We start from the raw sequence: 26220 nt of genomic DNA, 5'->3' as shown, positions 1-26220 counted from the left end.
CTGGCACAACGCACGGGCCCGGGCACTTGTTCCCCGTCCCTCAGGCCCCATGCGCCGTGAACCCGCAGGACGTCACCAGACCCAGGAACTCCGCGTACGACGGGCCGGGCGCGGCCACCACCAACCGCCGTCCCGAGGCACCGGTGAGGATCTCGACGACCGCACCGGCTTCCTCGGCGACCAGGCCCCCGGCGGCGTAGTCCCAGGGGTTGCAGCCCTCCTCGACGTAACCGTCGAGCTGGCCCGCCGCGACCGCGCAGAGGTCCAGCGCACACGACCCGAGGCGTCGGACATCGGCGATCCTCACCACCAGCGAGGCCACCGCCTGGGCCTGGCGCGCGCGGATCGGGAGCTCGTAGTTGTAGCCGGTCGCGACCACGGCGTGCTCCAGCGCGACGCGCGCGGCCGCCCGGATCGGTCGGCCGTTCCGGTGGGCGCCCCGGCCTCGCACGGCGGTGAACTCGTCGCCGGTGGCGGCATTGAGGACCACCCCGACCTGGACCCGGCCGTCGACCTCGACGCCGATCGACACGGCGTACTGGTCGAGGCCGTGGAGGTAGTTCACGGTGCCGTCGATCGGGTCGACCACCCAGCGCACGCCGGTGGTCCCGGTCGAGTCGCTCCCCTCCTCGCCGAGGAGGCCGTCACCGGGCCGCGCCGACAGCACCCGGGTGCGGATCAGCTCCTCGCTGTCGCGGTCGGCCTGGGTGACGACGTCGGTGATGCTGCTCTTGGTCGCGGCGACCTGCACGCCCTCCTCGCGGCGCGTGCGGACCAGCGCGGCGGCCTCGCGGGCGACCCGGAGCGCCAGGTCGAGCAGCTCGTCCAGGAGCTCGTCGGCGGGCTCCGTCGAGAGGTCGTCGGTCGCGGGCCCCGGTCGCGCGTCGGCGGGCACTAGTCGGAGCCGCACAGGGCCGGGCGCGGACCGCGCGGATTGGCGCAGCAGCCGGCCGCGCACACGTCCCAGGCGGGAGGAATCGTTCCGACGACCGCGCGCGGCGGGTCCGCGCCGCGCTCGACGGCCGCGCGCTCGAGGAGAAGGTCGCGCGCCATCGCCACGAAGCGCGGGTCGACGCCGGCGGTCGCGGCGCGCTCGCAGGCCAGCCCGAGCTCACGGGCGGTGGCCATCGCCTCGGTGTCGAGGTCGTAGACCACCTCCATGTGGTCGGAGACGAAGCCGATCGGGATCAGGACCGCGGCCGGCACGTCACGGGCGTGCAGCGCGCGCAGGTGGTCGTTGACGTCGGGCTCGAGCCACGGCACCGCGGGCGGTCCGGAGCGCGAGCAGTACACCAGCGCGGACGGGTAGCGGTGCCCGGTCTCCTCGCGGACCCGGTCGTTGATCTCGTCCATCACGCTGCGGTGCTGGTGGACGTAGGCGTCGCCGATCGGACCGCTCGCGGCGTTCATGCCCAGCGGGATCGAGTGCGTGACGAAGACGAGGTGGGCCTCCCGGCGTACGGCGTCGGGCAGGGCGGCCAGCGCGGCCAGGGTGGCGTCGACGTTCGGCTCCACGAAGCCGGGGTGGTTGAAGTACGCGCGCAGCCGGTCGAGGCGCGGTGCGCCGGGCACGGACGCGTGGGCGTCGGCGAGGTTCTCGCGGTACTGCCGGCACCCGGAGTAGGAGGAGTACGCCGAAGTCAGCAGGCACGCGGCCCTGGTGACGCCGTCGGCGGTCATCTTGGCGAGCGTGTCGGCCAGGTAGGGGTCCCAGTTGCGGTTGCCCCAGTAGACCGGGACGTCGATCCCGTTGGAGACGAAGTCCTCCCGGACCGCGGCGACGAGCACGCGGTTCTGGTCGTTGATCGGGCTGCGGCCGCCGAAGAGGTCGTAGTGCGCACCGACCTCGACCAGGCGCTCGTCGGGGATGTCCTTGCCCGCGGTCACGTTGCGCAGGAACGGCACGACGTCCTCGGGGCGCTCGGGGCCACCGAACGAGACCAGCAGCAGCGCGTCGAACGGGTCCACACCAGGAGGCATGCCTGCATCCTAGGACTCGGGCGTTAACCCTTGGCCGGGTCTGCGACGCGCCCTCTAGAGTCACCGGGCCATGCTCGATGCCTACCGTGCCGTCTTCGCCCACCCGGGCGCGCGGGCGTTCTCCGCCACCGGCATGCTGGCGCGCCTGCCGATCTCGATGATGACCCTCGGCATCGTCCTGCTGGTCAGCACCGTGACGGGCTCCTACACGCTGGCCGGTCAGGTGTCGGCGGCGTACGTCATCGGCAACGCGGTGGTCGCGATCCCGCACGGCCGACTCGCCGACCGGTTCGGCCAGACGGTCGTCCTGTACGTCGACGCGGTGCTGTTCGCCCTGACGACCGGCCTCCTGGTGCAGGCAGCCACGCACCAGTGGCCGACGCCCTGGCCGCACGTGTGGGCCGCGCTCTCCGGTGCCACGCTCCCGCAGGTCGGCTCGATGGTGCGCGCCCGGTGGGCCCACCTCGTGACCTCGGACCGCGAGCGGCACACGGCATTCGCCGTCGAGGCGGTCGGCGACGAGGTCGTGTTCGTCACCGGGCCTGCGCTGGTGACGTTCCTCTCCACTCTCTACGCGCCGCAGACGGGGCTGGTCGCCGCGCTCGTCGTCGGCACCGCCGGCCCGCTCCTGCTGGCACTCCAGCGCAAGACCGCACCACCGGCGCACCCGGTCGACCGCAGCAGGCCGACGGTCCCCCTGCCGTGGGTGCGGCTGCTTCCGATCGCTGCCGCCGCCGTGGCGCTCGGGTGCCTGTTCGGTGCCCTGGAGGTGGCGACCGTCGCGACCGCCCAGCACGCCGGCCACAAGCCCGCGTCGGGCGCCCTGCTGGCGGTCTTCTCGCTCGGCAGCATGGTCTCCGGCGTCGTCGCGGGTGCCCTGCACTGGCGCACCCCCGATCACCGCCGCTTCCAGGTCGGGGTCGCGCTCCTCGCCGCAGCGATGCTGGCGCTGCCGTTCCTCGACGACCTGGTGGTCCTCGGCGTGCTCCTCTTCCTCATCGGACTCACGCTGGCGCCGAGCCTGATCGCGGTCGTGTCCCTGCTCGAGGCGTCCACGCCGCGCTCCAGGCTCACCGAGGCGATGGCCGTCTTCCAGACCGGGATCTCGGCCGGCATCGCGCCGGGCGCCTACCTCGCCGGGGTCGTCGCCGACCACACCGGCGGCGCGGCGTCGTACTGGGTGTGCGTGGGGTCGGGAGCGCTGACCCTCGCGACGGCGCTGCTCTGCCGCCCGGCGCCCGCACCCACCGAGGCGACAACTAGCCTTCCGGCATGACGAGCTGGCGCAACTGGGCGGGCCTGGTCTCCGCGAGCCCGACCGAGGTCCGCACCCCGCGCGACACCGACGACGTCGTCGCCGCCGTCGAGCGGGCCCGCGAGCGGCGTACGACGGTGAAGATGCCGGGCACCGGCCACTCGTTCACCGGCATCGCGGCCCCCGAGGGGATCATGCTGAGCCCGGGTCAGCTGTCCGGCATCGTCGCCGTCGATCGGGAGCAGATGACCGCGACGGCCCTCGCCGGCACGCCCCTGCGGGTGCTCAACGCGAGCCTGGAGACGCTCGGTCTCTCGCTGCACAACATGGGCGACATCGCCGAGCAGACCCTCGCCGGCGCGACGTCCACCGGCACCCACGGCACCGGCGGTCTGGTCGGCTCGCTCAGCGCGCAGATCGCCGGGCTGGAGCTGGTCACCGGCACCGGCGAGGTGGTGCAGGCCTCGCCGACCGAGCACCCCGAGGTGTTCGCCGCGGCCCGGGTCGGCCTCGGCGCCCTGGGCATCCTGACCTCGCTCACCTTCCGCGTCGAGCCGATGTTCACCCTCGAGGCGCACGAGTTCCCGATGCGCTGGGACGAGGCGCTGCAGCGGTTCGACGAGCTGGTCGAGAGCAACCACCACTTCGAGATGTTCTGGTTCCCGCACTCCGAGTGCGTGCAGGCGAAGGCCAACAACCGCACCGTCGACGACGCCGAGCCGCTCAGCGCGTTCCGACGCTGGCTCGACGACGAGTTCCTCTCCAACACCGTCTTCGGGCTCGCGAACAAGGTCGGCAACCGCTGGAGCGGAGCGATACCCCGCATCAACCGGCTCTCCGGCCGGGCCCTGTCGGAACGCACCTACTCCGACGTGCCGCACAAGGTGTTCACCTCCCCGCGCACGGTGGTCTTCCGCGAGATGGAGTACGCCGTGCCGCGCGAGGCCGGACTCTCCGCACTCCGCGCGGTGCGCCGCTGGATCGACGCGTGCGGGATCAACATCAGCTTCCCGATCGAGGTGCGCACGACGCCGGCCGACGACATCGCACTCTCGACGGCGTCGGGCCGCGACTCGCTCTACCTCGCGTTCCACATGAACGCCCAGACCGACCACGCGGCGTACTTCCGGGGCGTCGAGGACATCCTGCGCGAGTACGACGGCCGACCGCACTGGGGCAAGCTGCACACCCGCACCGCCGCGGACCTCGAGCCGGCCTACCCGAGGTGGGCCGAGTTCCAGGCGATCCGGGACCGCCTCGACCCGGACCGGATCTTCAGCAACGACTACCTGCGCCGCGTGTTGGGTCCGTAGTCACTCTGCGCGCACCTCACCAGGTTTCGGCACGCTCAGACCGAGGCCGGGCCGCTGGGCACCGGCGCCCGCCAGTTGCGCATGATCGCCAGCACCCGCCAGCCGAAGCACACGGCGACACCCGGCAGCGCGACCACCCACACGTCCCAGCCCTGCCGCTGCGCCAGCACCGCCCAGGCCGCGCCGGCGAGCGCCGGGGTGGCGTAGAGCTCGCTGGAGAACACCACCGGGACGCGACCGGCGAGCAGGTCGCGGGCCATGCCGCCGCCGATGCCCGTGACCATGCCCATCAGCGCGGCCGGCACCGGGCCCAGGCCGTGGTCGAGAGCCTTGAGCGCCCCGGTCACGCAGAACAGACCCAGTCCGGCCGCGTCGAAGATGTTCACCAGCCGCTCCATCCGGCCCAGGGTCGGGTGGAACCGGAACGTGGTCAGGCCGGCGGCCACGGGGACGAGCAGGTAGCGCCAGTCCGCCAGCGCGGTCGGCGGGGTCGCGTCGATCAGCACGTCGCGCAGGAAGCCCCCGCCGAGGCCCGTCGTACCGGCCAGGACGAGCACCCCGAAGATGTCCAGGTGCTTGCGCACGGCGACCAGCCCCCCGGACAGGGCGAAGACGAAGATCCCGACCAGCTCGAGCACCAGCAGGAGCGGCGAGTCGGCAGGCATGGCAGGAGCCTAGGGGCCACGAGCCGGGCACGGCGCGCACCCGGCAACGTCCCTCGGAGAGACGGTCCCGAAAGGTAGGCTCGGTCCACGCGGATCGAAGGAGTCGGCAACGATGCAGCACCTCACCCCGGTGGGGCTGAGCAAGGACGGCAAGAGCCTCGTCCTGGTCAGCAACTCCGGCGAGGAGTTCGCCGTACCCGTCGACCACAAGCTTCGCGCGGCCCTCCGGGGCGACCATGCTCGACTCGGCCAGTTGGAGATGAAGATGGAAAGCGCTCTCCGTCCCCGTGACATCCAGGCCCGGATCCGCGGGGGCGAGTCGGCCGAGGAGGTCGCGGCCGCGGCGCAGACGACCGTCGACGCGATCATGGGCTTCGCCGCGCCGGTCCTCGCCGAGCGCGCCCACGTCGCCGAGAACGCCCAGAAGTCCTCGATCCGCCGCCGCTCCACCGACGCCACCACGGCCGCGGGCACGCTCGACCAGGCCTCGCGCACCCACCTGAGCACGATCGGCGTGCGCGCCGACGACGTCGCGTGGGACGCCTGGCGGCGCGAGGACGGCCGCTGGACCCTGATCGCGCAGTACGCCGTCGCCGGCAGCCCGCGCCGTGCCGAGTTCACCTACGACCAGCCCGGCCGCTACGTCGTCGCGGACAACGAGGAGGCGCGGCTGCTCACCGGCGAGGCAGTGCCGGCGCCCGCTGCGGGGGCTGCTCCGCGCCGGCTCTCCTCCGTGCCGTCCCGCGACCAGCGCGCCGACGACGAGCTGCCGCTCGGAGACGACGCCATCGAGCTGGTCCGTGACCGCGCGCTCGATCCCGCCGCCGACCACGGCGACGCCGACTGGATCGCGGAGCAACCTGCGGAGACCCACGGGCAGGAGCCGGCCGAGGCCGACGCCGAGCCCGACGACGCAGATTCCTCCGACGCGGAGGACACCACCGGTCTCGACACGGGCCAGGTCCCGGACCGGCCCGCGGACGAGCCGTCCGTCGGCCCGGCCGGGGCTCCCGAGGACGACGAGACGCCGGCCGCGGCCCGCCCGTCGGGCCGCGCGCAGAAGAAGGGCCGTTCCTCGGTGCCGAGCTGGGACGAGATCATGTTCGGCGGCGGCAAGGGCGACTGAGGCCTGCCCCGTCCGCCGGCACGGTCGACGACCGGACCGGACCGGCTCGTCGTCCGGTTGGACGCAGACACCTACTCCTCAGTAACATCCGGTCCGCGAGAAGTCAGGACCACCGCGTGACGCCGTGCTGCGTTGCGAGTTGAATGGGCACACCGTGAGCCGGCTCACACCGTGCACCCGAACCGGGCTCACTCGTACCCGGCACACTCAGCACCAGCGGGAAGGGACGCGATGTCCTACTTCGTCACCGGCGCCACCGGCTTCATCGGCCGCTACCTGGTCCAGGAGCTCCTCGACAACCGCGAGGGCGAGATCCACCTGCTCTGCCGGGAGGGCTCCCGGGCCCGCCTGGACGCCCTGATCACCCAGCAGTGGGGCGGCAGCGCGCGCCTGGTGCCGGTGGTCGGCGACCTGCGCGCGGACCGGCTCGGCGTCGATCCCTCCTGGATCGAGGAGCACCGCGGAACGATCGACCACTTCTTCCACCTCGCCGCGATCTACGACATGACCGCGAGCGAGGAGCTGAACGAGACGCTGAACGTGGGCGGCACCCGCGCGGCCCTGTCGCTGGCCGGCGACCTCAAGGCCGGGATCTTCCACCAGGTGTCCTCGGTCGCCGCGTCGGGCGACTACCACGGGCTGTTCGACGAGTCGATGTTCGACGAGGGCCAGCGGCTGCCGTCGGCGTACCACCGCACGAAGTTCGAGTCGGAGAAGATCGTCCGCGAGGAGTCGCCGGTCCCGTGGCGGGTCTACCGCCCCGCCGTGGTCGTCGGCCACTCCGAGACCGGGGCGATGGACAAGATCGACGGGCCCTACTACTTCTTCCCGCTGTTCAAGCGGATGCGCGACACGCTCCCGTCCTGGCTGCCCCTCGTCGGGATCGACCTGGGCGACACCAACGTCGTCCCGGTGGACTACGTCGCGAAGGCGATGGACCACCTCGCCCACCTGCCCGGCCGCGACGGCGAGGCGTTCCACCTGGTCAACCCCGAGCCGCAGAACACCGTCGAGCTGGTGAACACCTTCGCGGCCGCCGCGAAGGCGCCGCAGTTCGCCGTACCGATCGACCGGAGCGTCACCAACCGGCTGCCCACCGCTCTCCTCCCCCGCCAGCTGCGCCCGGGCGCACTGCTCGGCGCCGTGCTGCGCACCCCTCCGGCCCACCTCGCCCTGGACCAGACGCTCGGCCGGTTCGGCATCCCGCCCGAGGTGCTCGAGCACATCTCGTTCCCGACCGTCTACGCCTCGGCCTCCACCCAGAAGGCGCTCGCCGGCTCCGGCATCGCCGTGCCCGACCTCGAGTCGTACGCCGCGACGCTGTGGTCGTACTGGGAGGACATGCTCGACGACTCGATCACCCACGACAAGGCCGCCGTCGCGGCGCTCAAGGGCAAGACCGTCGTGATCACCGGCGCGTCGTCCGGCATCGGCCTGGTCACCGCGGTGCAGGTCGCGAAGGCCGGCGCGGTGCCGATCCTCATCGCGCGCGGCAAGGACAAGCTCGAGGCGACCAAGGCCCTCATCGAGAGCCAGGGCGGCAAGGCCTACGCCTACGGCTGCGACCTCTCCGACCTGCAGGCGATCGACGCGCTCACCGAGCAGCTTTCCGGCGACTTCGAGCGGATCGACTCCGTCGTGAACAACGCCGGTCGCTCGATCCGGCGGTCGCTGAAGCTCAGCGAGGACCGGTTCCACGACTTCGAGCGCACCATGCAGCTGAACTACTTCGGCGCGATCCGGCTCGTGATGGGCCTGCTGCCGAAGATGCGGGAGCAGAAGTCCGGGCACATCGTGAACATCTCCTCGATCGGCGTGCTCACCAACCCGCCGCGGTTCAGCGCGTACGTCGCGTCCAAGGCCGCGCTCGACGCGTGGAGCAACGTCGTCTCCAGCGAGCTCGTCGGCGATGGCGTCTCCTTCACCAGCATCCACATGCCGCTGGTCCGCACGCCGATGATCGCGCCGACCAAGATGTACGACCGGTTCCCCACGATCAGCCCGGCCCAGGCCGCGGCCAAGGTGGTCACGGCCCTGGTCGACAAGCCGCACGAGATCAACACCCTCACCGGCAACCTGGGTGCGCTCGCCCACACGCTCGCGCCCAAGGCGGCGTTCCGGATCCTGCACCTGGCCTACCAGGTCTTCCCGGACTCCGCCGCTGCGCGCGGCGACGCGCCCACGCCCGCGGCGCGGGAGAACGAGCAGCAGATGCTCGCCCGCGTTCTCAAGGGCGTGCACTGGTGACAGCCGGCTCGGGCAATTCCGGCTACGCCGCGCCCGTCGCGGCGTAGCCTCGGCACATCCGGGAGGAGCCGCACATGGACACCTGGGCCTGGCTCACCGTCGCCGGCGTCGTCGCCGTCATCCTCGCCCTGGCGTGGTGGTCCTCCGGACGAGCGTCCCTGCGTGGCCACGGACCGGAGAGCTCGCTGACGCCGGAGCAGCGCGAGAGCATCGACGTCTTCGAGATCCGGAAGAGCAACGTCCCCGGATCGATCGGCTAGGCGGCCGGGTGGACACGTGGGCCTGGGTCGTCCTTGGCGCCGCTGCGGCGGCCGCGCTCGTCGCGCTGGTCTGGTGGTCGTCGGGCCGGTCCCCGCTGCGAGGACGCGGGCCGGGCTCCACGCTCACGCCGACCCAGGCGCAGCAGCTCGACCAGACACGGCTGCAGCACGACCTGAGACCGGGCAACAACACGTTCCCGAACAACCCCGGCGGGCGGTAGCCGTCGCTCAGCCGGTCTCGACCGGGCGGCTCGGGTCGGCGACCCACTCGCTCCACGACCCGGGGTACAACGCGGAGTCGATCCCGGCGACCGCCATCGCGAGGATGTCGTGCGCCGCGGTGACACCGGATCCGCAGTACGCCGCGACGGGGCCGCCGTCGCGGACGACCCCGCCGTAGAGGTCCCGGAGCTGGTCAGCGGTGCGGAAGGTGCCCTCCGAGCCGACGTTGCGACCGGTCGGCACGTTGACCGCGCCGGGGATCCGTCCGGCGACCGGGTCGACCGGCTCCACCTCACCGCGGTAGCGCTCGGGGTTGCGCGCGTCGACCAGGGTGCCGGTCGCGGCGAGGGCGAGCACGCCGTCGGCGTCGACCACCGAAAGGTGGCCGGGATCGGCCGTGAACGAGCCCGCCGTCGTCTCCACGGTTCCCGTCTCGACCGGGCCGTCCGCCCGGGTCCAGGCAGCCAAGCCACCGTCGAGCACGCGCACGTCGGGATGGCCGTGGTGGCGCAGCAGCCACCAGCACCGGGCCGCGGCCCGGCCCTCCCAGTCGTCGTAGACCACGACCGGCCGGTCGCCGCTGACCCCGGCGCGTCGCATCGCCGCCTCGAAGACCGCGACGTCGGGCAGGGGATGCCGCCCCCGCGGGCCGGGCGGGTCGGCCAGAGTGGTGTCCAGGTCGACGTACGCCGCGCCGGGCACGTGCCCGGCGGTGTACTCCTCGGGGCCACCCGGACCGCCCATCCGGTAGCGCACGTCGAGCACGGTGACGTCGGGAAGGAGGCGAGCGAGCTCGGCGGCCGAGATCAAGGGGTCACGCATGGCATGATCCTGCCCGATGGCTGAACTCCAATTCTTCACGGGCACCATGGACTCCGGGAAGAGCACGCTCGCGCTGCAGACCAACCACAACCACGCGGCGCGCGGCAGGGTCGGCCGGATCTTCACCACCCACGACCGCGCCGGCGAGGCGACCCTGTCCTCCCGGCTCGGGCTCGAGCACGCCGCGGTCGAGGTGACCGACGACTTCGACTTCTGGCGGTACGTCGTCGACGCACTCACTCACGGCGCGCGCATCGACTACCTGATCTGCGACGAGGCCCAGTTCTACCGGGCCGAGCAGATCGACCAGCTCGCCCGGATCGTCGACGAGCTGCAGATCGACGTGTTCGCGTTCGGCATCCTCAGCGACTTCCGCACGGAGCTCTTCCCCGGCTCACGCCGGCTCGTCGAGCTCGCCGACCGCACGCAGGTGCTCCAGGTCGAAGCCCTCTGCTGGTGCGGCAAGCGGGCCACCCACAACGCCCGCACCGAGAACGGCGAGATGGTCACCGAGGGCGAGGTGATCGTGGTCGGCGACGTCGAGGACGCGCTCCACGAACCCGCGGAGGTCGCCTACGAGGTGCTCTGCCGCCAGCACCACCGCCGCCGCATGACCGCCGCCCGCGCCCGCGCGGTCTCGATGGTCAGCGAGCCGCTCCCCTTCACCTGACCCACCCGTTGAGTGGGCAGTTCGTTCCCGTTGAGTGGGGAGTTCGTCCCCGTTGAGTCGGCGGTTCGTTCCGTTGACTCGAGTCACGGGCGGCACCAACCCCGAACTCGACGGGTACGAACCCCCAACTCGACAGAGCGGTCAGAAGGTCAGGATCGGGATCTGCATCTCCGCGGCGGTCAGCGAGCCGTGCAGTCCGACCAGGAGGTTCTCGTACGGGAAGTCTGCCGTGCTCACCACCGCGTGATCACCACGGGAAGCGACGACGACGTCGCCGAGACGCGGGCGCACCTGGGGCACGACCGGTCCGAACCAGCCACGCTCGATGGCCTCGTCGCGGCTGAGCACGTCGGCGCGGTCGCCGAGGCGCTCGCGCCAGGTGGCCAGCACGTCGTCGACGGCGCCGCTCGCGCAGTACAGGTGGCGGAACCGCGCCTCTCCCCCCAGCAGCCGCACGCCCTCGCGGAGCTCGAGGTTGGTGTCGACGTCGATGCGGGACTCGGGAGCGCTGTCGATCATGCCGTGGTCGGCCACGAGCACGATCCGCACACCCGGGTCGAGCGCCTCGCGCAGCTGCTCCACGCTGGCGTCGATCGCGGCGAGCTGGGCGCGCCACTGCGGTGAGTCGACGCCGTAGCGGTGGCCGGTCCAGTCGAGGTCGCCGTCGTAGACGTAGGTGATGCTCGGCTCCTCGACCGAGGCCGCGACCACCCCGGCGATCCGCTCCCCGACCTTGTCGCCGCCGACGAACTCCGACCCACGGAAGCCGCACAGGGTCAGGCCCGTGTCGACGAACTCCCGCTTGCTCACCACGGTGGCCTGCACGCCGGCCGCACGGAGCCGTGCGAACCCGCTGTCGTGGGGCTGCCACTCGAAGGGGTCGACCTGCTTGTCCCACATCAGCGCGTTCAGCAGGCGGTCGGTGCCGGGAATGCGGGAGGTGTAGCCGACCAGGCCGTGCTGGCCGGGAGTGAGCGACGTGCCGAGCGAGGTGATGCTGGTCGCGGTCGTCGACGGCACCCCCGCCATCCCCGGCTCGGCGAGCAGGGCGTGCAGGTACGGCGCGTGCTCCTGGTGTGCTGCCAGCAGCTGGTGGCCCAGCCCGTCGACGAGGAAGACCACGTAGCGCCGCGCCGGAGGAAGGACCAGCGTGGTGTCGTGGAAGCCGACGTCGACGCCGAGTGCTCGCGCGACCGCGGGCAGGACGTCGCCGAGCGAGCGGCCGCCGTACCCGGGCTCGACGAAGGGCTCGCTCGTGGCGATGCCGGGGAGGGTGCTCATCAGGCGGGGCTCAGACCTGGGTGCTCGCGGAGAGCGTCTCCGCGAAGGCGAGCAGCCGGTCGACGGCCGCCTGACCGTCGGCTGCCGAGCTCACCCGCAGGGAGAAGTCGTCGGAGGCGACCACGCCGGTGTAGCCGTGGTCGGCCTCGCAGTCCGGGTCGGAGCACGTGGCCGGCTCGAGGTCGATCCGGTCGATCCCGCCCCAGCCGATCGTGAGCACCGCCTCCGCAGGCGCGGGGACCGGCGTGCTGGTGATCTCCGCGGGGTTGGCCACCATCCGGTTCACCACCACCGAGCGGACCTGGTCGAGCTTGATCGCCTCGGTCGAGGTGGACGTGTAGGGCTGCGGCAGCAGGTCGTCGGGGGCGTGCTCGTCGGTGTGGCACAGGATCAGGCGCGTCGGGGTGAGCACGACCACGGAGATGTGGCGGCGCACCTCGTCGCGGTCGATGGTCGGCTCGTGGTGCACCAGGAAGGACACCACGCGCTCGCCGGCCACGGCGGACTCGACGCCGGCGCGGACGACGGCCGGGTAGTACCCCGTCTGCTCGATCGCGGCACCGAGCTCGGCGGCCTGGTCCTCGGAGGTCACGTGCATGAGCGCCAGTCTGTCACGCGACTTCGGTGGCCCGAGAGCGGATCACCCGGGAAGCGTGTCACCCGGGTGCACGTTGAGCCGGCGCGTGAACCAGTCCGAGCGGGGGTCGATGACCGGGGCGACCCGGATCTCGGCGTCGAGCACCTTGACCCCCTGCGCCGTCGCGTGCACGAGGCTGAGGTCGATCGCGCACACCTGCTGCAGGTCGTGCTTGAGGGCCGCCACCCGCCGGAACAGGTCCTCCACGGAGGCGACGTCGACGGCCTCGCTGCCCCGGTGGCCGAAGAGCAGCGGAGCCGCCTTGATCGAGCGCACCGCCTCGAACGCGTCGAGGCCGGTGATCGGCGGGATCAGGTACGCCTGGTCGCCGACCAGCTCGGTGATCGCGCCGGAGATGGAGAAGGACACGGCCGGTCCGAAGAGCGGGTCCTCGAGTCCCTCGATCCGCACGGGTACGCCGGGCGGCGCGGTCTTCTGCACCACGAACCCGGCGTCCTCGACCGAGGTGATGATCCCGGTCAGCTGGTGATAGGCGTGCCGCATCTCGTCGGCGTCCTCGATGTTGCGCCACACGTGGGCCAGGTCGGGCCGCTGCCGGAGCGGCTCGGCGGTGGCCTTGAGGACGACGTCCCAGCCGAGCTGCTCGGCGGCCGCGACGGCCTCCTCGGCGGTCGTCACCGGGATCCGGTCCCACAGGTCGATGCCGTAGTGACCGAGGAGCTCCTGGCACTCCGCGTAGCTGAGGTCACGACCGTCCGGCGCCTCGATCAGGAGCCCGACCAGCATCTTGGTCGCCGAGTCGTGGTCGATGCGGCTCAGCACCTCCTCCTCGTCGGGCTGGCGATCGAGCCACGCGGCGTACTCGACGACGCGAGCGAGGGCCCGCACGGCCTGCTCGACCGCGGGGTACGACGGCACCGAGCCGCGGCCCGCCGTGCTGCCGGCGAGGTCGGGCACCCGCAGCAGCTCGGGCACGCCCTCGCGACCGAGGAAGCTGGAGACCATCGGCTTGTCGGACTGCTCGGCGACGGCCGCAAGGGCGTTGGCCACCTCGGCGCCACCGGCGTTGAGCGGCGGGATGTAGATCGCCACCACGCCGTCGACGTCCGGGTCGTCGATGACCGCGTCGAGCGCGTCCTCGAAGTCGTCCGCGGTGGCCTCGGCGCCCAGCGCGATCGATCGGGTGACGCCCAGGCCGCTCGCGGCGGCGGCGTCGGCGGCCAGCAGGCCGAGCGCGTCGGAGTTGCCCACGACCGCGACCCGGGCGCCCGCCGGGAGCGGCTGGTGCGCCAGCAGCTGGGCGACGTCGAACATCTCGTCGAGGGTGTCGACCTGGATCACCCCGGCCTGCCGGAACATCGCGTCCACCGCGGCCGGAGGCGCCTCGATCGAGCGCACGGCGTGGCCCATGGGCACGCCCTGCGTCGTACGCCCGGAGCGGACCGCGATCACCGGCTTGCTGCGTGACACCCGGCGGGCGATCCGCGAGAACTTGCGCGGGTTTCCGATCGACTCGAGGTAGAGCAGCACGACCTCGGTGGTCTCGTCCTCCTCCCAGTACTGCAGGAGGTCGTTGCCGGACACGTCGGCACGGTTGCCCGCGCTGACGAACGTCGAGAGGCCGAGCCCGCGGTTGCGGACCTTCTCGAGGATCGCGGACCCCAGCGCGCCGGACTGGCAGAAGAACCCGGCGCGGCCGCGCGGCGGCATGATCGGCGAGAGCGACGCGTTGAGCGAGATGTCCACCGCGGTGTTGATCACGCCGAGCGCGTTGGGGCCGATCAGCCGCAGCCCGTAGGAGCGGGCGAGCCCGACGAGCCGACGCTGCCGCTGGCGGCCCTCCTCACCGGTCTCGGCGAAGCCCGAGGAGATCACGATCAGCCCGTGCACGCCCTTGGCGGCGCAGTCGAGGACGACGTCCTGGACGGCCTCCGCGGGCACCGCGACGATCGCGACGTCGACGTCGCCTGGGATGTCGCCGACCCTCGCGTACGACGGCATGCCGGCCACCGCGTCGGCGGCAGGGTTCACGACGTACACCCGTCCGGCGTAGTCGCCGAGCACGAGGTTGCGCACCAGCGCGGCGCCGATCGTGTCGGAGCGCCGCGAGGCGCCGATCACCGCGACGCTCTTGGCACTGAGGAAGGCGTCGATCGACGCCGCCTCGGCCCGGTGCTCGCGGGCAGCCATCACGCCGAGCGCGGTGTCGGTCGGGTCGATGTTGAACTCGAGGTGCATGGTGCCCTCGCCCCACCCACCGGTGACCTCGTAGCCGGCCTCGTGGAAGACCTGGAGCATGCGCTGGTTGTCGGGCAGCACCTCGGCGACGAACCGGTGCACCCCGCGCTCGCGGGCCGCCTGCGCGAGGTGCTCGAGCAGCAGCTGGCCGATGCCCCGGCCCTGGTGGGCGTCCTGCACGAGGAAGGCGACCTCGGCCTCACCGGGCTTGATCAGCTCGTAGCTGGCGATCGCCAGGATCTTCTCCGCGACGGTGAGCACGAACGCGACCCGGTCGTGGTGGTCGACGTGGGTGAACCGGCGTACGTCCTTCTCCGACAGCTGCGGCATCGGGGCGAAGAAGCGGAAGTACTTCGACTGGTCGGAGACCTCGGCGTAGAAGGCGACGAGTCCCTCGGCGTCCTCCGGGGTGATCGGCCGCACGTGCCCGGTGCGGCCATCACGCAGCACGACGTCGGCCTCCCAGTGCTCGGGGTACTCCCGTGCCGTGGGGTGCGTCGGGTCCGCTGCGGTCACGCCTGGAAATCTACCGGTTCCAGGTGACGCCCAGATGTCGGAACCGCATCAGCGGCGCACGCGGTGACGCAGGTGGAGCACGCGGTCGCCCCGGATCACCACGTCGGGGTCCTCGAGAAGGGTCTCGGGGACCACTGCCTCGCCGAAGTAGCGCTTGCCCTCCCCGAGCAGCACCGGCGCGATGTCCATCGCGATCTCGTCGACGAGGCCCGCCGCGACCGCCTGGCCGGCGACGTCGCCCGCGCACACCGCGACGACACGGTCGCCGGCGAGGTCGCAGGCCCGGGCGATCACGTCCTCGACGCCGGTCGTCACGAAGGTGAACGGCGCGTCTTCGGCGCTGAGGCTGTCACTCGGCACCCAGTCGGTCGGTGCCTCGTGCGTCAGCACGAAGACCCGGTCGCCGACCGACGGGACGCCGTTCCAGCCGTTGGTCAGGTCGAAGAGGCGGCGCCCCATCACGATCGCGCCGCAGGCGTCCCACCACGGCTGGCAGTACTCCGCCGAGGTCCGGGAGACGTGGAAGGTCCACTGGCCCTGGCCACCGACGAGCACGGTGTCGCCGTTCTCGTACCAGTCGAAGAGCGGCCCGACGGAGTCGTCGGGCCGGGCGATGAACCCGTCGAGCGAGACGACGGCGTGGGTGACGACGGTGGCCATGGGTCCTCCCGGGATCGGTAGTCAACCAGATGGTTGAACAATCGTGCTCACAAGTGCGGGACCCTGTCAACCGACAGGTTGACGAAGCGCACAGCCCCGGCGGCGTGCCCCGCCCCTCGATCGTCGGCCCGGCTTGGAACAATGCGCCCATGGCCCGCCGCACCCCCGCACCCCCCGACGACTTCGAGGAACACATCGTCGACATCGACGTCGGCGACGAGATGCGGACCAGCTACCTCGAGTACGCCTACTCCGTCATCTACTCCCGCGCCCTGCCCGACGCGCGCGACGGCCTCAAGCCGGTGCAGCGCCGGATCCTCTACTCGATGTACGACATGGGCCTTCGTCCCGACCGCGGGCACGTGAAGTCCTCGCGCGTGGTCGGCGAGACCATGGGCCGGTTCCACCCGCACGGCGACACCGCGATCTACGACGCCCTGGTTCGCATGGCCCAGCCGTGGGCGATGCTGGTGCCCACCGTCGACGGGCACGGCAACTTCGGTTCGCCCGACGACCCGCCCGCCGCGATGCGGTACACCGAGTGCCGGATGGCCCCGGCGGCCGTCGCGATGACCGCGACGCTCGACGAGGACACCGTCGACTTCCGGCCCAACTACGACGGCCGGGAGGTCGAGCCCTCGGTCCTCCCTGCGGCGATCCCCCACCTGGTGGTCAACGGCGCCAGCGGCATCGCGGTCGGCATGGCGACCAACATAGCTCCGCACAACCTCGTCGAGGTCGTCCAGGCCCTCCGCCACCTGATCACCCACCCCAAGGCCGACCTCGACGCGCTGATGCGGTTCATCCCGGGACCGGATCTCCCCACGGGCGGCAAGATCATCGGCCTCGAGGGCGTCCGCGACGCCTACGAGACCGGACGCGGTTCGTTCAAGATGCGCGCCACGGCGCGGATCGAGTCGGTGACGCCGCGACGCAAGGGCATCGTCGTGACCGAGCTCCCGTACGGCGTGGGCACCGAGCGGGTCAAGGAGGCGATCAAGAAGCTCGTGCAGACCAAGAAGCTGCAGGGCATCTCCGACGTCGTCGAGCTCACCGACCGGCACCACGGCCTGCGCCTGGTCATCGAGGTCAAGAACGGCTTCAACCCCGAGGCGCTCCTCGAGCAGCTCTACCGCAGCACGCCGATGGAGGACTCCTTCGGGATCAACGCGGTGGCCCTCGTCGACGGCCAGCCGCGCACGCTCGGGTTGAAGGAGATGCTCCAGGTCTTCCTCGACCACCGGTTCGACGTGGTCCGGCGGCGCTCGGCGTACCGACGCGGCAAGGCCGCCGACCGGCTGCACCTCGTCGAGGGTCTCCTGCTGGCGATCCTCGACATCGACGAGGTGATCCAGCTGATCCGCAGCAGCGACAACGCCGAGCAGGCGCGCGAGCGGCTGATGTCGGTCTTCGACCTCAGCGAGATCCAGGCCAACTACATCCTCGACATGCCGCTGCGTCGGCTCACCAGGTTCTCCAAGATCGAGCTGGACAAGGAGCGTGAGGACCTGCTCGCCACGATCGCCGGGCTCGACGAGATCCTCGGCGACGAGTCGCGGCTGCGGAAGGTGGTCTCCGACGAGCTGGCCGAGGTGGCCAAGACGTACGGCACCCCGCGGCGGACCGTGCTGCTCGAGTCCTCGGGGGTGGCGACCGCGACCGCGACGCCGCTCGAGGTGGCCGACGACCCCTGCTTCGTCTACCTCTCCTCGAGCGGGCTCCTCGCCCGGACCACCGACGCCGAGGCTCCCGGCACCGGCGGCGGCCGCACCCGCCACGACGTGATCGTGTCGGCCGTGCGCGCCACCGCACGTGGTGAGGTGGGGGTGGTGACCTCGGCGGGCCGGGTCCGGAAGCTGGGCGTGCTCGACCTGCCGACGCTGCCGTCCACCGCGAACCAGCCCAACCTCCAGGGCGGAGCGCCGGTCGGGGAGTTCCTCACCCTCGACCCCGGCGAGCGGGTCCTTGCACTGACCACCTTCGCTCCTGCGAAGGACGGCCAGTCGTCCGGCCTGGCGCTCGGCACCGCGCAGGGAGTGGTGAAGCGGGTCAACCCCGAGTACCTCTCCAACCGCGACGAGTGGGAGGTGATCGCGCTCAGGGACGGTGACTCGGTCGTGGGGGCGGTCGAGCTGACCACCGGCGAGGAGACGCTCTGCTTCATCACCGACGACGCCCAGCTGCTCCACTTCGGCGCCACCCACGTGCGCCCGCAGGGCCGCGGGGGCGGGGGCATCGCCGGCATCAAGCTCGCTGCCGGTGCTCGGGCGACCTGGTTCGGTGCCCTGACCCCGACGCACGACGACGACGCCGTGGTGGTGACGATCTCCGGCTCCAGCAGCGCGCTCCCCGGCACCGAGGCGGGCTCGGTCAAGGTGACCCCGTTCGCCGAGTACCCCGGCAAGGGGCGCGCCACCGGCGGGGTCCGGTGCCACCGGTTCCTCAAGGGCGAGGACACCCTCGTCTTCGCGTGGGCCGGACCCGCGCCGGCGCTGGCGGCCGCCGCGAGCGGGGCGCCGGTCGACCTCCCGGAGGCGCACGGACGCCGCGACGGGTCCGGCGTTCCCGGCAGCCAGCCGGTCGTCGGGTGCGCTCCCCCGGTCGCCACGGTGCTCGCGGCCGAGGGTGTCGCCGCCCCGTGAGGCAACCGGTGACGCGACCCGCGAGCGACTGGTGAGCACGACCGGGGAGACCGGCGCGCAGCTCGACCCCGTCGGGCGGCTGCTGCTCGGCCTCGCCGCGGTCGCGGTCGCCTTCGCCGCGGCGGACACCTACGTCGTGGTGCTCGCCCTGCCGGAGATGATGGCGGCCTCGGGGCTGTCCGCCGAGCAGCTGCAGGAAGGCGCGCCGATCATCTCCGGCTTCCTGCTCGGCTACGTCGGCGTGCTGCCGCTGGTCGGCCGGATCGCCGACCTGCGGGGCCGGCTGCCCGTGCTGGTCGGCTCGCTGGTGGTCTTCGCTGTCGGCTCGATGGTCACCGCCTCGGCGTACGACCTCGGCTCGATGGTCGCCGGCCGGGTGCTGCAGGGCATCGGCGGCGGCGGCCTGGTGCCGGCGACGCTCGCACTCGTCGCCGACCTCTACCCACCGCGGCGCCGGGGCATCCCGCTCGGCATCGTCAACGGCGTCCAGGAGTTCGGCAACGTCGTCGGCCCGTTGTACGGCGCCGTCGTGCTCGCGGTCGGCACCTGGCGCGACATCTTCTGGATCAACCTCGCCGTCGGTCTGGTCCTGGCCGCCGTCATCCGCCGGCGCGGCCGCGACGCCCGCACGCTGGGCATCGAGCGGCGACAGGTCGACTGGTGGGGTGCGCTGCTGGCGGTGCTGGCACTCGCCTGCGTGCTGCTGGTCATGCTGCAGCCCGGCTGGATCGCGCAGGACGTCACGTTCGGCACCCTCCTGCTCCCCCTGGTCGGCAGCAGCCGCTGGCTGTCTCCGCTGGCAGTGGCGGCCCTTCTCCTGGCCATGCTCCTCGTGCTGCGCTGCCTCAGCGCGAGCGCGCCGCTGCTCGACCTGCGGGGATGGCGTCGACTGCTCCGCCGGGTCGACGTGCTCGGTGCCGCGCTGCTCGCCCTGGCGCTCGCCGGGGTCATCGTGGCCTTCGCGACGGCCGACCCCGCGGTGCAGCTGTTCTCGCCGGCCGGGCCGTGGCTGCTGCTCGGCAGCGCCGTCGCGGCGTACGCGTTCTGGCGCCGCAACGCCGCGGTCGACAACCCGCTCGTGCCGGCCGGGACCCTGCGGTCCACCCCGGCCTGGGGCGCGATGCTGGTCAGCTTCTTCGCCGGCAGCGCGCTCATCGCTGCCCTCGTCGACGTGCCGATCTTCGCCCGGATCACGATCTACGGCGAGTCCCAGCTGCTGGCCGCGCTCGTGCTGGTCCGGTTCCTCGTCGGGCTCCCGATCGGCGCCCTCCTCGGCGGCTGGTGGACCCACCACGCACCCGCCGGTGTCGTCGCAGCCGCCGGCATGGCCCTGTCGTGCGGCGGCTTCCTGCTGATGACCCGGTGGGGCCTCGACACGCTGCACAACCCGTGGGCGACGGTCCCGCTGCTGATGGCCGGCACCGGCATCGGGCTCGCCATCCCCCCGGTCAACGCCGCCCTCCTCTCCTCCACCCACGGCGACGTCCACGGGGTCGCCAGCGCCCTCCTCATCGTGGCGCGGACGGTCGGCAAGCTCGTCGGGATCAGCGCGCTGACCACGATCGGACTGCGCGTCTACTACCGCAAGCAGGCCGATCTCCCCGCACCGCAGGACGTGTGCCCGGGCGGCCGGAGCCGGTGCGAGGAGTTCGCGCACCTGCTGCGGGTCAACGGGCTGGTCGAGCTGCACACCATCTTCCTCGGGGCGGCCGTCTGCTGCGTCGTCGCCGGCCTCGCAGCTCTGGTGGTCTTCCGCACCGCCGACACGCGCGAGGTCGAGACACACGCCTTCGAGGGCGGGATCGGCTGACCCGACCAGGACCGGGCATGGGAGGCTGAGCGCCATGATCCGTCGTACCGCCGCCCTGTCGGTCGTGCTCACCGTGTTGCTCGCTCTCACCGGCTGCGGTGGTGGCTCGACCGCTGCGACCAAGGGGAAGAGCACGCACCAGGTGCTCGCGCTGGCGAAGCAGAAGTTCGACAAGGCCAAGAGCGTGCACCTCCAGCTCGCCACCCAGGACAAGCCGACCAAGGGCGACGCCGTGCTCGGCGCGGACGGCACACTCACCCACCAGCCCGCCTTCGAGGGCAAGGTGACGGTGGTCCTCGGCGGCTTCAACGCCGAGGTCCCGGTGGTGTCGATCGGCGGCAAGGTCTTCGCGAAGCTCCCGCTCACGCCGAAGTACGTCGCGATCGATCCCAGCGAGTACGGCTCGCCCGACCCCGCGGACTTCGCCGACCCGTCCAAGGGGATCTCCGGCCTGCTGCTGCGGCTCCAGGGCGCGAAGAAGTCCGGCCAGAAGAGGGACGGCGACCAGGTGCTGACCACCTACACCGGTACGCTCACCGGCGACCTCGTCCAGCCGATCATCCCCAGCGCGGACAAGGCCCGCAGCTACGCGACCACGGTCGGCATCGACCAGGACGGTCGGATCAGCACGCTGCGGATCGTCGGCGGGTTCTTCGCCCACGACGGCGACGTGACCTACGACGTGACGTTCACCGACTACGACAAGAACGTGAAGATCTCCGCACCGTGACGCGCCACTGATGCTCGGACCGACCTGCAGCGGAGCGTCCGCGGCCGCCGGAGAGCCGCTGATCGGATCGGCTCCCGCGGCGGCCGGATGGGTGTGCCTCGAGCAGGACGGCCCGTGGGGAGCGAAGGCGTGGACGTCGTCGCACCTCGACCCGGCGCTCGGCGCGGCCATCGAGCAGGCGGCCGCCGCGCACGGCGTCCGGCCCTCGCTCGTCCGACGCCCGGGCCGGCACGCCGACGACCACGTCTCCACCTCCCGCCGCGTCCTGGTCGCGCACACGCGGCCCGGGGCTTCCTGGCTGCTTGCGGGGTCGGTGACCGACCCGCATGCGCTGCTCGACCTCGACTGGAAGGCCGTCGCGACGGGCGACCGCGACGCGGTGGGGCGCTCGCTGCCCAGCCTCACCACCGCTCCGCCGCAGCTGCTCGTCTGCACCAACGGCACCCGCGACACCTGCTGCGCGCGGCTGGGACGCCCGGTCGCGGCCGCCGCAGCGGCCCACCACCCCGACCGGGTCTGGGAGGTCACGCACACCTCCGGGCACCGGTTCGCGCCGACCACCGTGCTGCTCCCCTCCGGCTCCCTGCACGGCCGGGTGCTCGACGCCGCGTCCCTGCTCGCCGCGGAGAGCGAGGGCCGCGTCGAGCTGGCCGGGTTCCGCGGTCGCTCCACGTGGCCGCCGGCGGGCCAGGTGGCCGAGGAGCACGTCCGCCGGCGCTTCGACGTCACCGGGCTCGACGACCTCCGGGTCGCCGGCGACGACGGCTCCTGGCAGGTGTCGCACCGCGACGGCCGGCGCTGGACGGTCACCGTCACGGCGTACGACGAGGGCGAGCGGCCGGAATCCTGCGGCAAGGAGAGCAAGCCGGTGACCCGCTTCCACGCCGAGATCCTGGAGTCGTGAGCAGCGCGCCGGGGCGGCACCGTCCCGGTGTGCGCGACGTCACGGCGCCCGAGGCGCGGCCTGCACTAGCCTCGGCCGGGTGACTGCCGACTTCGACGACCTGCTGGCCGCCAACCGCGAGTTCGCCAAGGACTTCGCCCTCTCCGGGTTCGACGGTGTCGCCCATGCCGGCATCGCCCTGGTGACCTGCATGGACTCCCGGATCGACCCCCTGGGCATGCTCGGGCTGAAGCCTGGTGACGCCAAGATCTTCCGCAACCCGGGCGGCCGGGTCACCGAGCAGGCCCTCGAGGCGCTGGTGCTGGGCGTGCACCTGCTCAACGTGCGCCGGATCCTCGTCGTCCCCCACACCCGGTGCGCGATGGCCAGCGCGACGCTCGAGGAGGTCCGCGCGCGGGTCGCGGCGTCGGCCGGGCAGGACGCCTCGTGGCAGACGTTCAGCATGGTCGCCGACCAGGAGGCCGCCCTGCGCGACGACGTCCACAAGGTGCGGACGCACCCGCTGATCCCCGACACGGTCGCGGTCGGCGGCTTCCTGTACGACGTCGACACGGGCCTGCTCGAGCAGCTGGCCTGAGCCACTCGTCCCGCAGCTGACGGTCAGGCCGCGAGGTGCCGGCCGAGGAAGGTGAGCTCGGGACCCGCCACCTTCCGCCAGTACGCCGAGTCGTGACCGCCGGCGCCGAAGCTGCTCGTCGGCGGCGGCTGCACGCGGCTCACGAAACGACGCGACGCGACGTAGAACGGGTCCGAGCGACCGCAGTCGACACGCAGCGGCACGCCGTCGAGCAGCTCCGGGCGGCCGAAGACGTCGTTGCGGAGGTAGTCGGCGGCATCGTCGTACGCGCCGGGCGGGGTGTTGCCGGCAGCGGTGAACAGGGCCGGGCTGGCCACCGCGACGGCCCGCACCTCGAGTCGGCGGCGACCTGCGAGCAGCAGCGCGCCGTACCCGCCCATCGACCAGCCGTGCAGCCCCAGCCTGGTGGTGTCGAGGCCGCGACGCCCCAGCAGCGGAACCAGCTCGTCGGTCACCATGGCGCCGGCATCGGTGCCGTCGGCCCGGGCGTGCCAGTACCCGTGGTCACCCCCGTCCACCGACGCGACGGCGAAGGGCGCCACGCCCGAGCCGACGACGTCGTCGAGCACGCGGTCGAGGTGGAGCGCGGAGAAGGCCGTGCTGTGACTGGCGCCCCGGCCGTGCAGGCTCACCACGACCGGAAGAGCGGCGTGCGTGCCCTGTCCGGACGGGTACGCGACCGTGTAGCCGACCGCGCGGCCGCGCATCCGGGCCGAGCGGAACGAGCCGCTCACCAGGGTCGCGCCCCCGTGGTCGCCACCGGTCAGCGGGGTCGCGCAGCCTGCCAGCGCCAGCAGGCCACCGGCCAGCACGGTCCGGCGCGCCGGCATCGGGCGATCGCGCGACCGCCCTTCGGCGCTCATGCGTCGATGCTGTCCTGGTCGACCTCGTAGGCGCCCGCCACGATGAACTCCTTCCGCGGAGCCACGTCCGCACCCATGAGCAGCTCGAAGACCTCCGCGGCGGCGGCCGCGTCGTCGACGGTGAGCTTGCGCAGGGTGCGGTGGCGGGGGTCCATCGTGGTCTCCGCCAGCTGGTCGGCGTCCATCTCACCGAGACCCTTGTAGCGCTGGATCGGGTCCTTCCAGCGGATGCCCTTCTTGGTCAGCTCCGCCAGCTTCCGCTGCAGCTCGGGGTCGGAGTAGGTGTAGACGTACTTGTCCATCCCCTTCTTGGGGTTGGTCAGCTCGATCCGGTGCAGCGGCGGCACCGCGGTGAACACCCGGCCCTCGGCGACCAGGTCGGGCATGTACTTGAAGAACAACGTCGCCAGCAGGCAGCGGATGTGGGCGCCGTCGGAGTCCGCGTCGGCCATGAAGATGATCCGTCCGTAGCGGGCCGCGTCGAGGTCGAACGTGCGCCCCGAACCGGCCCCCACCACCTGGATGATCGACGCGCACTCGGCGTTCTTCAGCACGTCGGCCACCTGGGCCTTCTGGACGTTGAGGATCTTGCCGCGGATCGGCAGCAGCGCCTGGAACTCGGAGTTCCGGGCCAGCTTGGCGGTGCCCAGCGCCGAGTCGCCCTCGACGATGAACAGCTCCGAGCGCTCGACGTCGTTGGAGCGGCAGTCGGCCAGTTTCGCCGGCAACGCAGAGGACTCCAGGGCGTTCTTGCGGCGCTGGGTGTCGCGGTGCTGGCGCGCGACCAGACGGGTCTTCGCCGCTCCGGCGACCTTCTCCATGAGCAGCTTCGCCTGGGCCTTCTCGGCCCGCTTGGTCGAGGTGAGGAACGACTTGAGCTCCCCGGCGACGACCTTGCGCACTGCACCTCGTACGGCGGGCGTGCCGAGGATCTCCTTGGTCTGGCCCTCGAACTGCGGCTCGGCGAGCCGGACCGTCACGATCGCGGTCAGCCCCTCGAGGATGTCCTCCTTCACGACGTCGGCGTCGTTGACCTTGAGCACCCGCCCGGCCCGCATCGCGTCGTTGAAGGTCTTGGTGAGCGCCGCCTCGAAGCCCGCGACGTGGGTGCCGCCCTTGGGAGTGGCGATCACGTTGACGTAGGAGCGCAGCTCGGTGTCGTAGCCGGTGTCCCACCGGACCGCGACGTCGACGGTCAGCTCACGCTCGACGTCCTGCGGCGTCATGTGCCCCTTGCCGTCGAGCATCGGGACCGTCTCGGTGAACACGTCGGTCCCCTGCAGCCGCAGCACCTCGGTGACCGGCTCGCCGTGGCTGAGGAACGCGCAGAACTCCGAGATGCCGCCGTCGTGCTTGAAGGTCTCCGTGACCGGCGCCTCACCACGCAGGTCGGTGATCTGCAGCTCGAGCCCCGGCACGATGTAGGAGGTCTGCCGCAGCCGGGTGACGACGTCGTCGAACGGGAACGTCGCGTCCTTGGTGAAGATCTGCCGGTCGGGCCAGAAGCGGATGCGGGTGCCGGTCACGCCCTTCTTGACGCGAGCACCCTTGTGCAGCCCCGACTCGGGCTTGAAGTCGACGTCGGGACCGTCGCCCTTGAAGACGCCGGGGGCACCGCGCTGGAAGGACATGTGCCAGGTCGCCGGCGAGCGGTCGACCTCGACGTCCAGGCGCGCGGACAGGGCGTTGACCACCGAGGAACCGACGCCGTGGAGGCCACCGGTCGCGGCGTACGAGCCGCCGCCGAACTTGCCTCCGGCGTGCAGCTTGGTGAACACGACCTCCACGCCGGAGAGCCCGGTCTTGGGCTCCTTGTCGACCGGGATGCCGCGACCGTTGTCGTGCACCTCGGCCGACCCGTCCGGGTGGAGGGTCACGTCGACGCGCGTGCAGACCCCTGCCAGCGCCTCGTCGACGGCGTTGTCGATGATCTCCCACAGGCAGTGGACCAGCCCACGGGAGTCGGTGGAGCCGATGTACATGCCCGGCCGCTTGCGGACCGCCTCCAGGCCCTCGAGGACGAGCAGGTGCTGGGCGTTGTAGGTGTTGTCGACGATGGGAGTTCCTCGGTCGGTCGTGCGGTGCTCGGGCAGCGCCCGGTGCCGGCCAGGACGGGCCGACAGCAGAAATCTACTCAACCCCACCCCCGGCTCCGCCGCCGACGCGCAGGTCCGCGCCCGGAGGCGCCCCCGCAGGAGGCCAGGAGCGCCCACGAGCCCGTTTCGGGACCCTCGGCGGCTCTGCGAGAGGGGCCGAAAGCCGCGTCATGGACGGCCCTTCGCCCCGTCTTCTGTCACGAACGTGCAAATTCGACGCAACACCAGCCCGTCGCTGCCGATGATGGGGCATGGGCTGAGTCACACTCGATACATCGTTCGTCTCACGGCTGGGTAATTGGGGCGGGCGGGAAGAATCAGCCGTGATTGGATGTTGTGCCCGGTGACACCTGGGGGTTGGTGGAACTTCTCTCCAACTCCCGCGTTGATCCAGGTAGTGCACCAGAGAGAGAGGCCAACGTGACCACTGCGACAGCCACGAGCGCGACCCCGCTGACCGCGGTCGACCGCTGCGACCGCTGCGGTGCCCAGGCGTACCTGCGGGTGTCGCTCCAGGGCGGCGGCGAGCTCCTCTTCTGCGCGCACCACGCCCGCGAGCACGGCGACAAGCTGCGCGAGATCGCGGCCTACGTCCACGACGAGACCGACAGGCTCGCCGACAGCCCCGTCCTGAGCGACGACACCGACGAGCGCTGAGGCGCCGACCGACAGAGCTGCTGCGACGCCCCGGTCCTGTGGACCGGGGCGTCGTGCTTTCCGGCGCCGGTCGCCCCCGGTGCACCTG

At 72.0% G+C, this 26220-nt stretch carries 23 protein-coding genes; 13 read left to right on the top strand and 10 right to left on the bottom strand.

The features are described from left to right. Nucleotides 1-40: 40 nt before the first annotated feature. The gene (locus EFL26_RS07965) at nucleotides 41-895 is read right to left on the bottom strand and encodes an inositol monophosphatase family protein (RefSeq protein ID WP_246000075.1); all 855 of its coding nucleotides are present in this window, start codon (nucleotides 893-895) and stop codon (nucleotides 41-43) included. Then, nucleotides 895-1980 (bottom strand): ferrochelatase, encoded by a 1086-nt coding sequence (locus EFL26_RS07960; protein ID WP_123222332.1) that lies wholly within the window; start codon nucleotides 1978-1980, stop codon nucleotides 895-897. Before EFL26_RS07960 ends, EFL26_RS07965 begins: the two co-directional genes overlap by 1 nt. Nucleotides 1981-2050: 70 nt before the next feature. On the opposite strand from EFL26_RS07960, the gene EFL26_RS07955 reads away from it, so the two are divergent. After that, on the top strand, nucleotides 2051-3256 hold the full coding sequence (locus tag EFL26_RS07955) for an MFS transporter (RefSeq protein ID WP_123222331.1): 1206 nt from the start codon (nucleotides 2051-2053) through the stop codon (nucleotides 3254-3256). Then, nucleotides 3253-4548, top strand: a complete 1296-nt coding sequence (locus EFL26_RS07950; RefSeq protein WP_123222330.1) for a D-arabinono-1,4-lactone oxidase — start codon at nucleotides 3253-3255, stop codon at nucleotides 4546-4548. The genes EFL26_RS07955 and EFL26_RS07950 overlap by 4 nt, the downstream gene beginning before the upstream one ends. Nucleotides 4549-4583: 35 nt before the next feature. On the opposite strand, the gene EFL26_RS07945 is transcribed toward EFL26_RS07950, so the two are convergent. Continuing rightward, nucleotides 4584-5213 (bottom strand): trimeric intracellular cation channel family protein, encoded by a 630-nt coding sequence (locus EFL26_RS07945; protein WP_123222329.1) that lies wholly within the window; start codon nucleotides 5211-5213, stop codon nucleotides 4584-4586. Nucleotides 5214-5325: 112 nt separating this feature from the next. On the opposite strand from EFL26_RS07945, the gene sepH reads away from it, so the two are divergent. The 4 genes from sepH to EFL26_RS07925 all read left to right on the top strand — a co-directional run bounded on the left by sepH (nucleotide 5326) and on the right by EFL26_RS07925 (nucleotide 9067). Continuing rightward, the gene (gene sepH / locus EFL26_RS07940; protein ID WP_123222328.1) at nucleotides 5326-6339 is read left to right on the top strand and encodes a septation protein SepH; all 1014 of its coding nucleotides are present in this window, start codon (nucleotides 5326-5328) and stop codon (nucleotides 6337-6339) included. Nucleotides 6340-6570: 231 nt separating this feature from the next. After that, nucleotides 6571-8586 carry an SDR family oxidoreductase gene (locus EFL26_RS07935; protein ID WP_123222327.1) on the top strand — a complete coding sequence of 672 codons (2016 nt, stop codon included), beginning with the start codon at nucleotides 6571-6573 and terminating at the stop codon, nucleotides 8584-8586. Between the two features lie 74 nt (nucleotides 8587-8660). After that, nucleotides 8661-8846 (top strand): hypothetical protein, encoded by a 186-nt coding sequence (locus tag EFL26_RS07930; RefSeq protein WP_123222326.1) that lies wholly within the window; start codon nucleotides 8661-8663, stop codon nucleotides 8844-8846. An 8-nt stretch (nucleotides 8847-8854) separates the two neighbouring features. After that, nucleotides 8855-9067 (top strand): hypothetical protein, encoded by a 213-nt coding sequence (locus EFL26_RS07925; RefSeq protein WP_123222325.1) that lies wholly within the window; start codon nucleotides 8855-8857, stop codon nucleotides 9065-9067. A 7-nt stretch (nucleotides 9068-9074) separates the two neighbouring features. On the opposite strand, the gene EFL26_RS07920 is transcribed toward EFL26_RS07925, so the two are convergent. Continuing rightward, nucleotides 9075-9890: a sulfurtransferase gene (locus tag EFL26_RS07920; RefSeq protein ID WP_123222324.1), complete on the bottom strand. Its 816-nt coding sequence runs from the start codon at nucleotides 9888-9890 to the stop codon at nucleotides 9075-9077. A gap of 16 nt (nucleotides 9891-9906) precedes the next feature. Here EFL26_RS07920 and EFL26_RS07915 point away from each other — a divergent pair, with 16 nt between their 5' ends. Continuing rightward, complete coding sequence (locus tag EFL26_RS07915; RefSeq protein WP_123222323.1) at nucleotides 9907-10560, top strand: thymidine kinase; 654 nt, start codon at nucleotides 9907-9909, stop codon at nucleotides 10558-10560. A 141-nt stretch (nucleotides 10561-10701) separates the two neighbouring features. On the opposite strand, the gene EFL26_RS07910 is transcribed toward EFL26_RS07915, so the two are convergent. From EFL26_RS07910 to EFL26_RS07895, 4 genes are read right to left on the bottom strand one after another with little or no spacing between them, the layout of a single operon-like run. Further along, entirely contained in the window at nucleotides 10702-11841 is a 1140-nt protein-coding gene (locus EFL26_RS07910) for an alkaline phosphatase family protein (RefSeq protein ID WP_123222322.1), read from the bottom strand. A 10-nt stretch (nucleotides 11842-11851) separates the two neighbouring features. Next, the gene (locus EFL26_RS07905) at nucleotides 11852-12439 is read right to left on the bottom strand and encodes a DUF5998 family protein (RefSeq protein ID WP_123222321.1); all 588 of its coding nucleotides are present in this window, start codon (nucleotides 12437-12439) and stop codon (nucleotides 11852-11854) included. Between the two features lie 42 nt (nucleotides 12440-12481). Continuing rightward, nucleotides 12482-15193 (bottom strand): bifunctional acetate--CoA ligase family protein/GNAT family N-acetyltransferase, encoded by a 2712-nt coding sequence (locus tag EFL26_RS07900; protein WP_123222320.1) that lies wholly within the window; start codon nucleotides 15191-15193, stop codon nucleotides 12482-12484. Between the two features lie 48 nt (nucleotides 15194-15241). After that, a complete protein-coding gene (locus tag EFL26_RS07895; protein ID WP_123222319.1) occupies nucleotides 15242-15853 on the bottom strand; it encodes a dihydrofolate reductase family protein in 612 nt (203 codons plus the stop codon). A gap of 149 nt (nucleotides 15854-16002) precedes the next feature. Between EFL26_RS07895 and EFL26_RS07890 the strand changes: the two genes are divergently transcribed. The 5 genes from EFL26_RS07890 (at nucleotide 16003) to EFL26_RS07870 (ending at nucleotide 22516) form a co-directional block, all read left to right on the top strand. After that, the gene (locus EFL26_RS07890; RefSeq protein ID WP_123222318.1) at nucleotides 16003-18495 is read left to right on the top strand and encodes a DNA gyrase/topoisomerase IV subunit A; all 2493 of its coding nucleotides are present in this window, start codon (nucleotides 16003-16005) and stop codon (nucleotides 18493-18495) included. A 31-nt stretch (nucleotides 18496-18526) separates the two neighbouring features. Continuing rightward, nucleotides 18527-20305 carry an MFS transporter gene (locus EFL26_RS07885; RefSeq protein WP_123222452.1) on the top strand — a complete coding sequence of 593 codons (1779 nt, stop codon included), beginning with the start codon at nucleotides 18527-18529 and terminating at the stop codon, nucleotides 20303-20305. A 34-nt stretch (nucleotides 20306-20339) separates the two neighbouring features. Further along, a complete protein-coding gene (locus tag EFL26_RS07880; RefSeq protein WP_123222317.1) occupies nucleotides 20340-21035 on the top strand; it encodes an LppX_LprAFG lipoprotein in 696 nt (231 codons plus the stop codon). Nucleotides 21036-21045: 10 nt separating this feature from the next. Next, nucleotides 21046-21939, top strand: coding sequence for a ferredoxin family protein (locus tag EFL26_RS07875; protein WP_123222316.1), 894 nt, complete (start codon nucleotides 21046-21048; stop codon nucleotides 21937-21939). 79 nt (nucleotides 21940-22018) lie between these two features. Continuing rightward, complete coding sequence (locus tag EFL26_RS07870) at nucleotides 22019-22516, top strand: beta-class carbonic anhydrase (RefSeq protein WP_123222315.1); 498 nt, start codon at nucleotides 22019-22021, stop codon at nucleotides 22514-22516. A 23-nt stretch (nucleotides 22517-22539) separates the two neighbouring features. Here EFL26_RS07870 and EFL26_RS07865 read toward each other — a convergent pair whose 3' ends face one another. Further along, nucleotides 22540-23379, bottom strand: coding sequence for an alpha/beta hydrolase (locus EFL26_RS07865; RefSeq protein ID WP_123222314.1), 840 nt, complete (start codon nucleotides 23377-23379; stop codon nucleotides 22540-22542). Beyond that, nucleotides 23376-25472 (bottom strand): DNA gyrase/topoisomerase IV subunit B, encoded by a 2097-nt coding sequence (locus tag EFL26_RS07860; RefSeq protein WP_123222451.1) that lies wholly within the window; start codon nucleotides 25470-25472, stop codon nucleotides 23376-23378. Before EFL26_RS07860 ends, EFL26_RS07865 begins: the two co-directional genes overlap by 4 nt. Nucleotides 25473-25895: 423 nt before the next feature. Here EFL26_RS07860 and EFL26_RS07855 point away from each other — a divergent pair, with 423 nt between their 5' ends. Further along, nucleotides 25896-26132, top strand: coding sequence for a DUF7455 domain-containing protein (locus EFL26_RS07855; protein ID WP_123222313.1), 237 nt, complete (start codon nucleotides 25896-25898; stop codon nucleotides 26130-26132). Nucleotides 26133-26220: the final 88 nt, after the last annotated feature.

It is taken from the genome of Nocardioides pocheonensis, assembly GCF_003725535.1.
Taxonomy (GTDB): domain Bacteria; phylum Actinomycetota; class Actinomycetes; order Propionibacteriales; family Nocardioidaceae; genus Marmoricola; species Marmoricola pocheonensis.
Note: the sequence above shows the minus strand (reverse complement) of the source record. Positions and strands in the feature narration are given on the sequence as shown.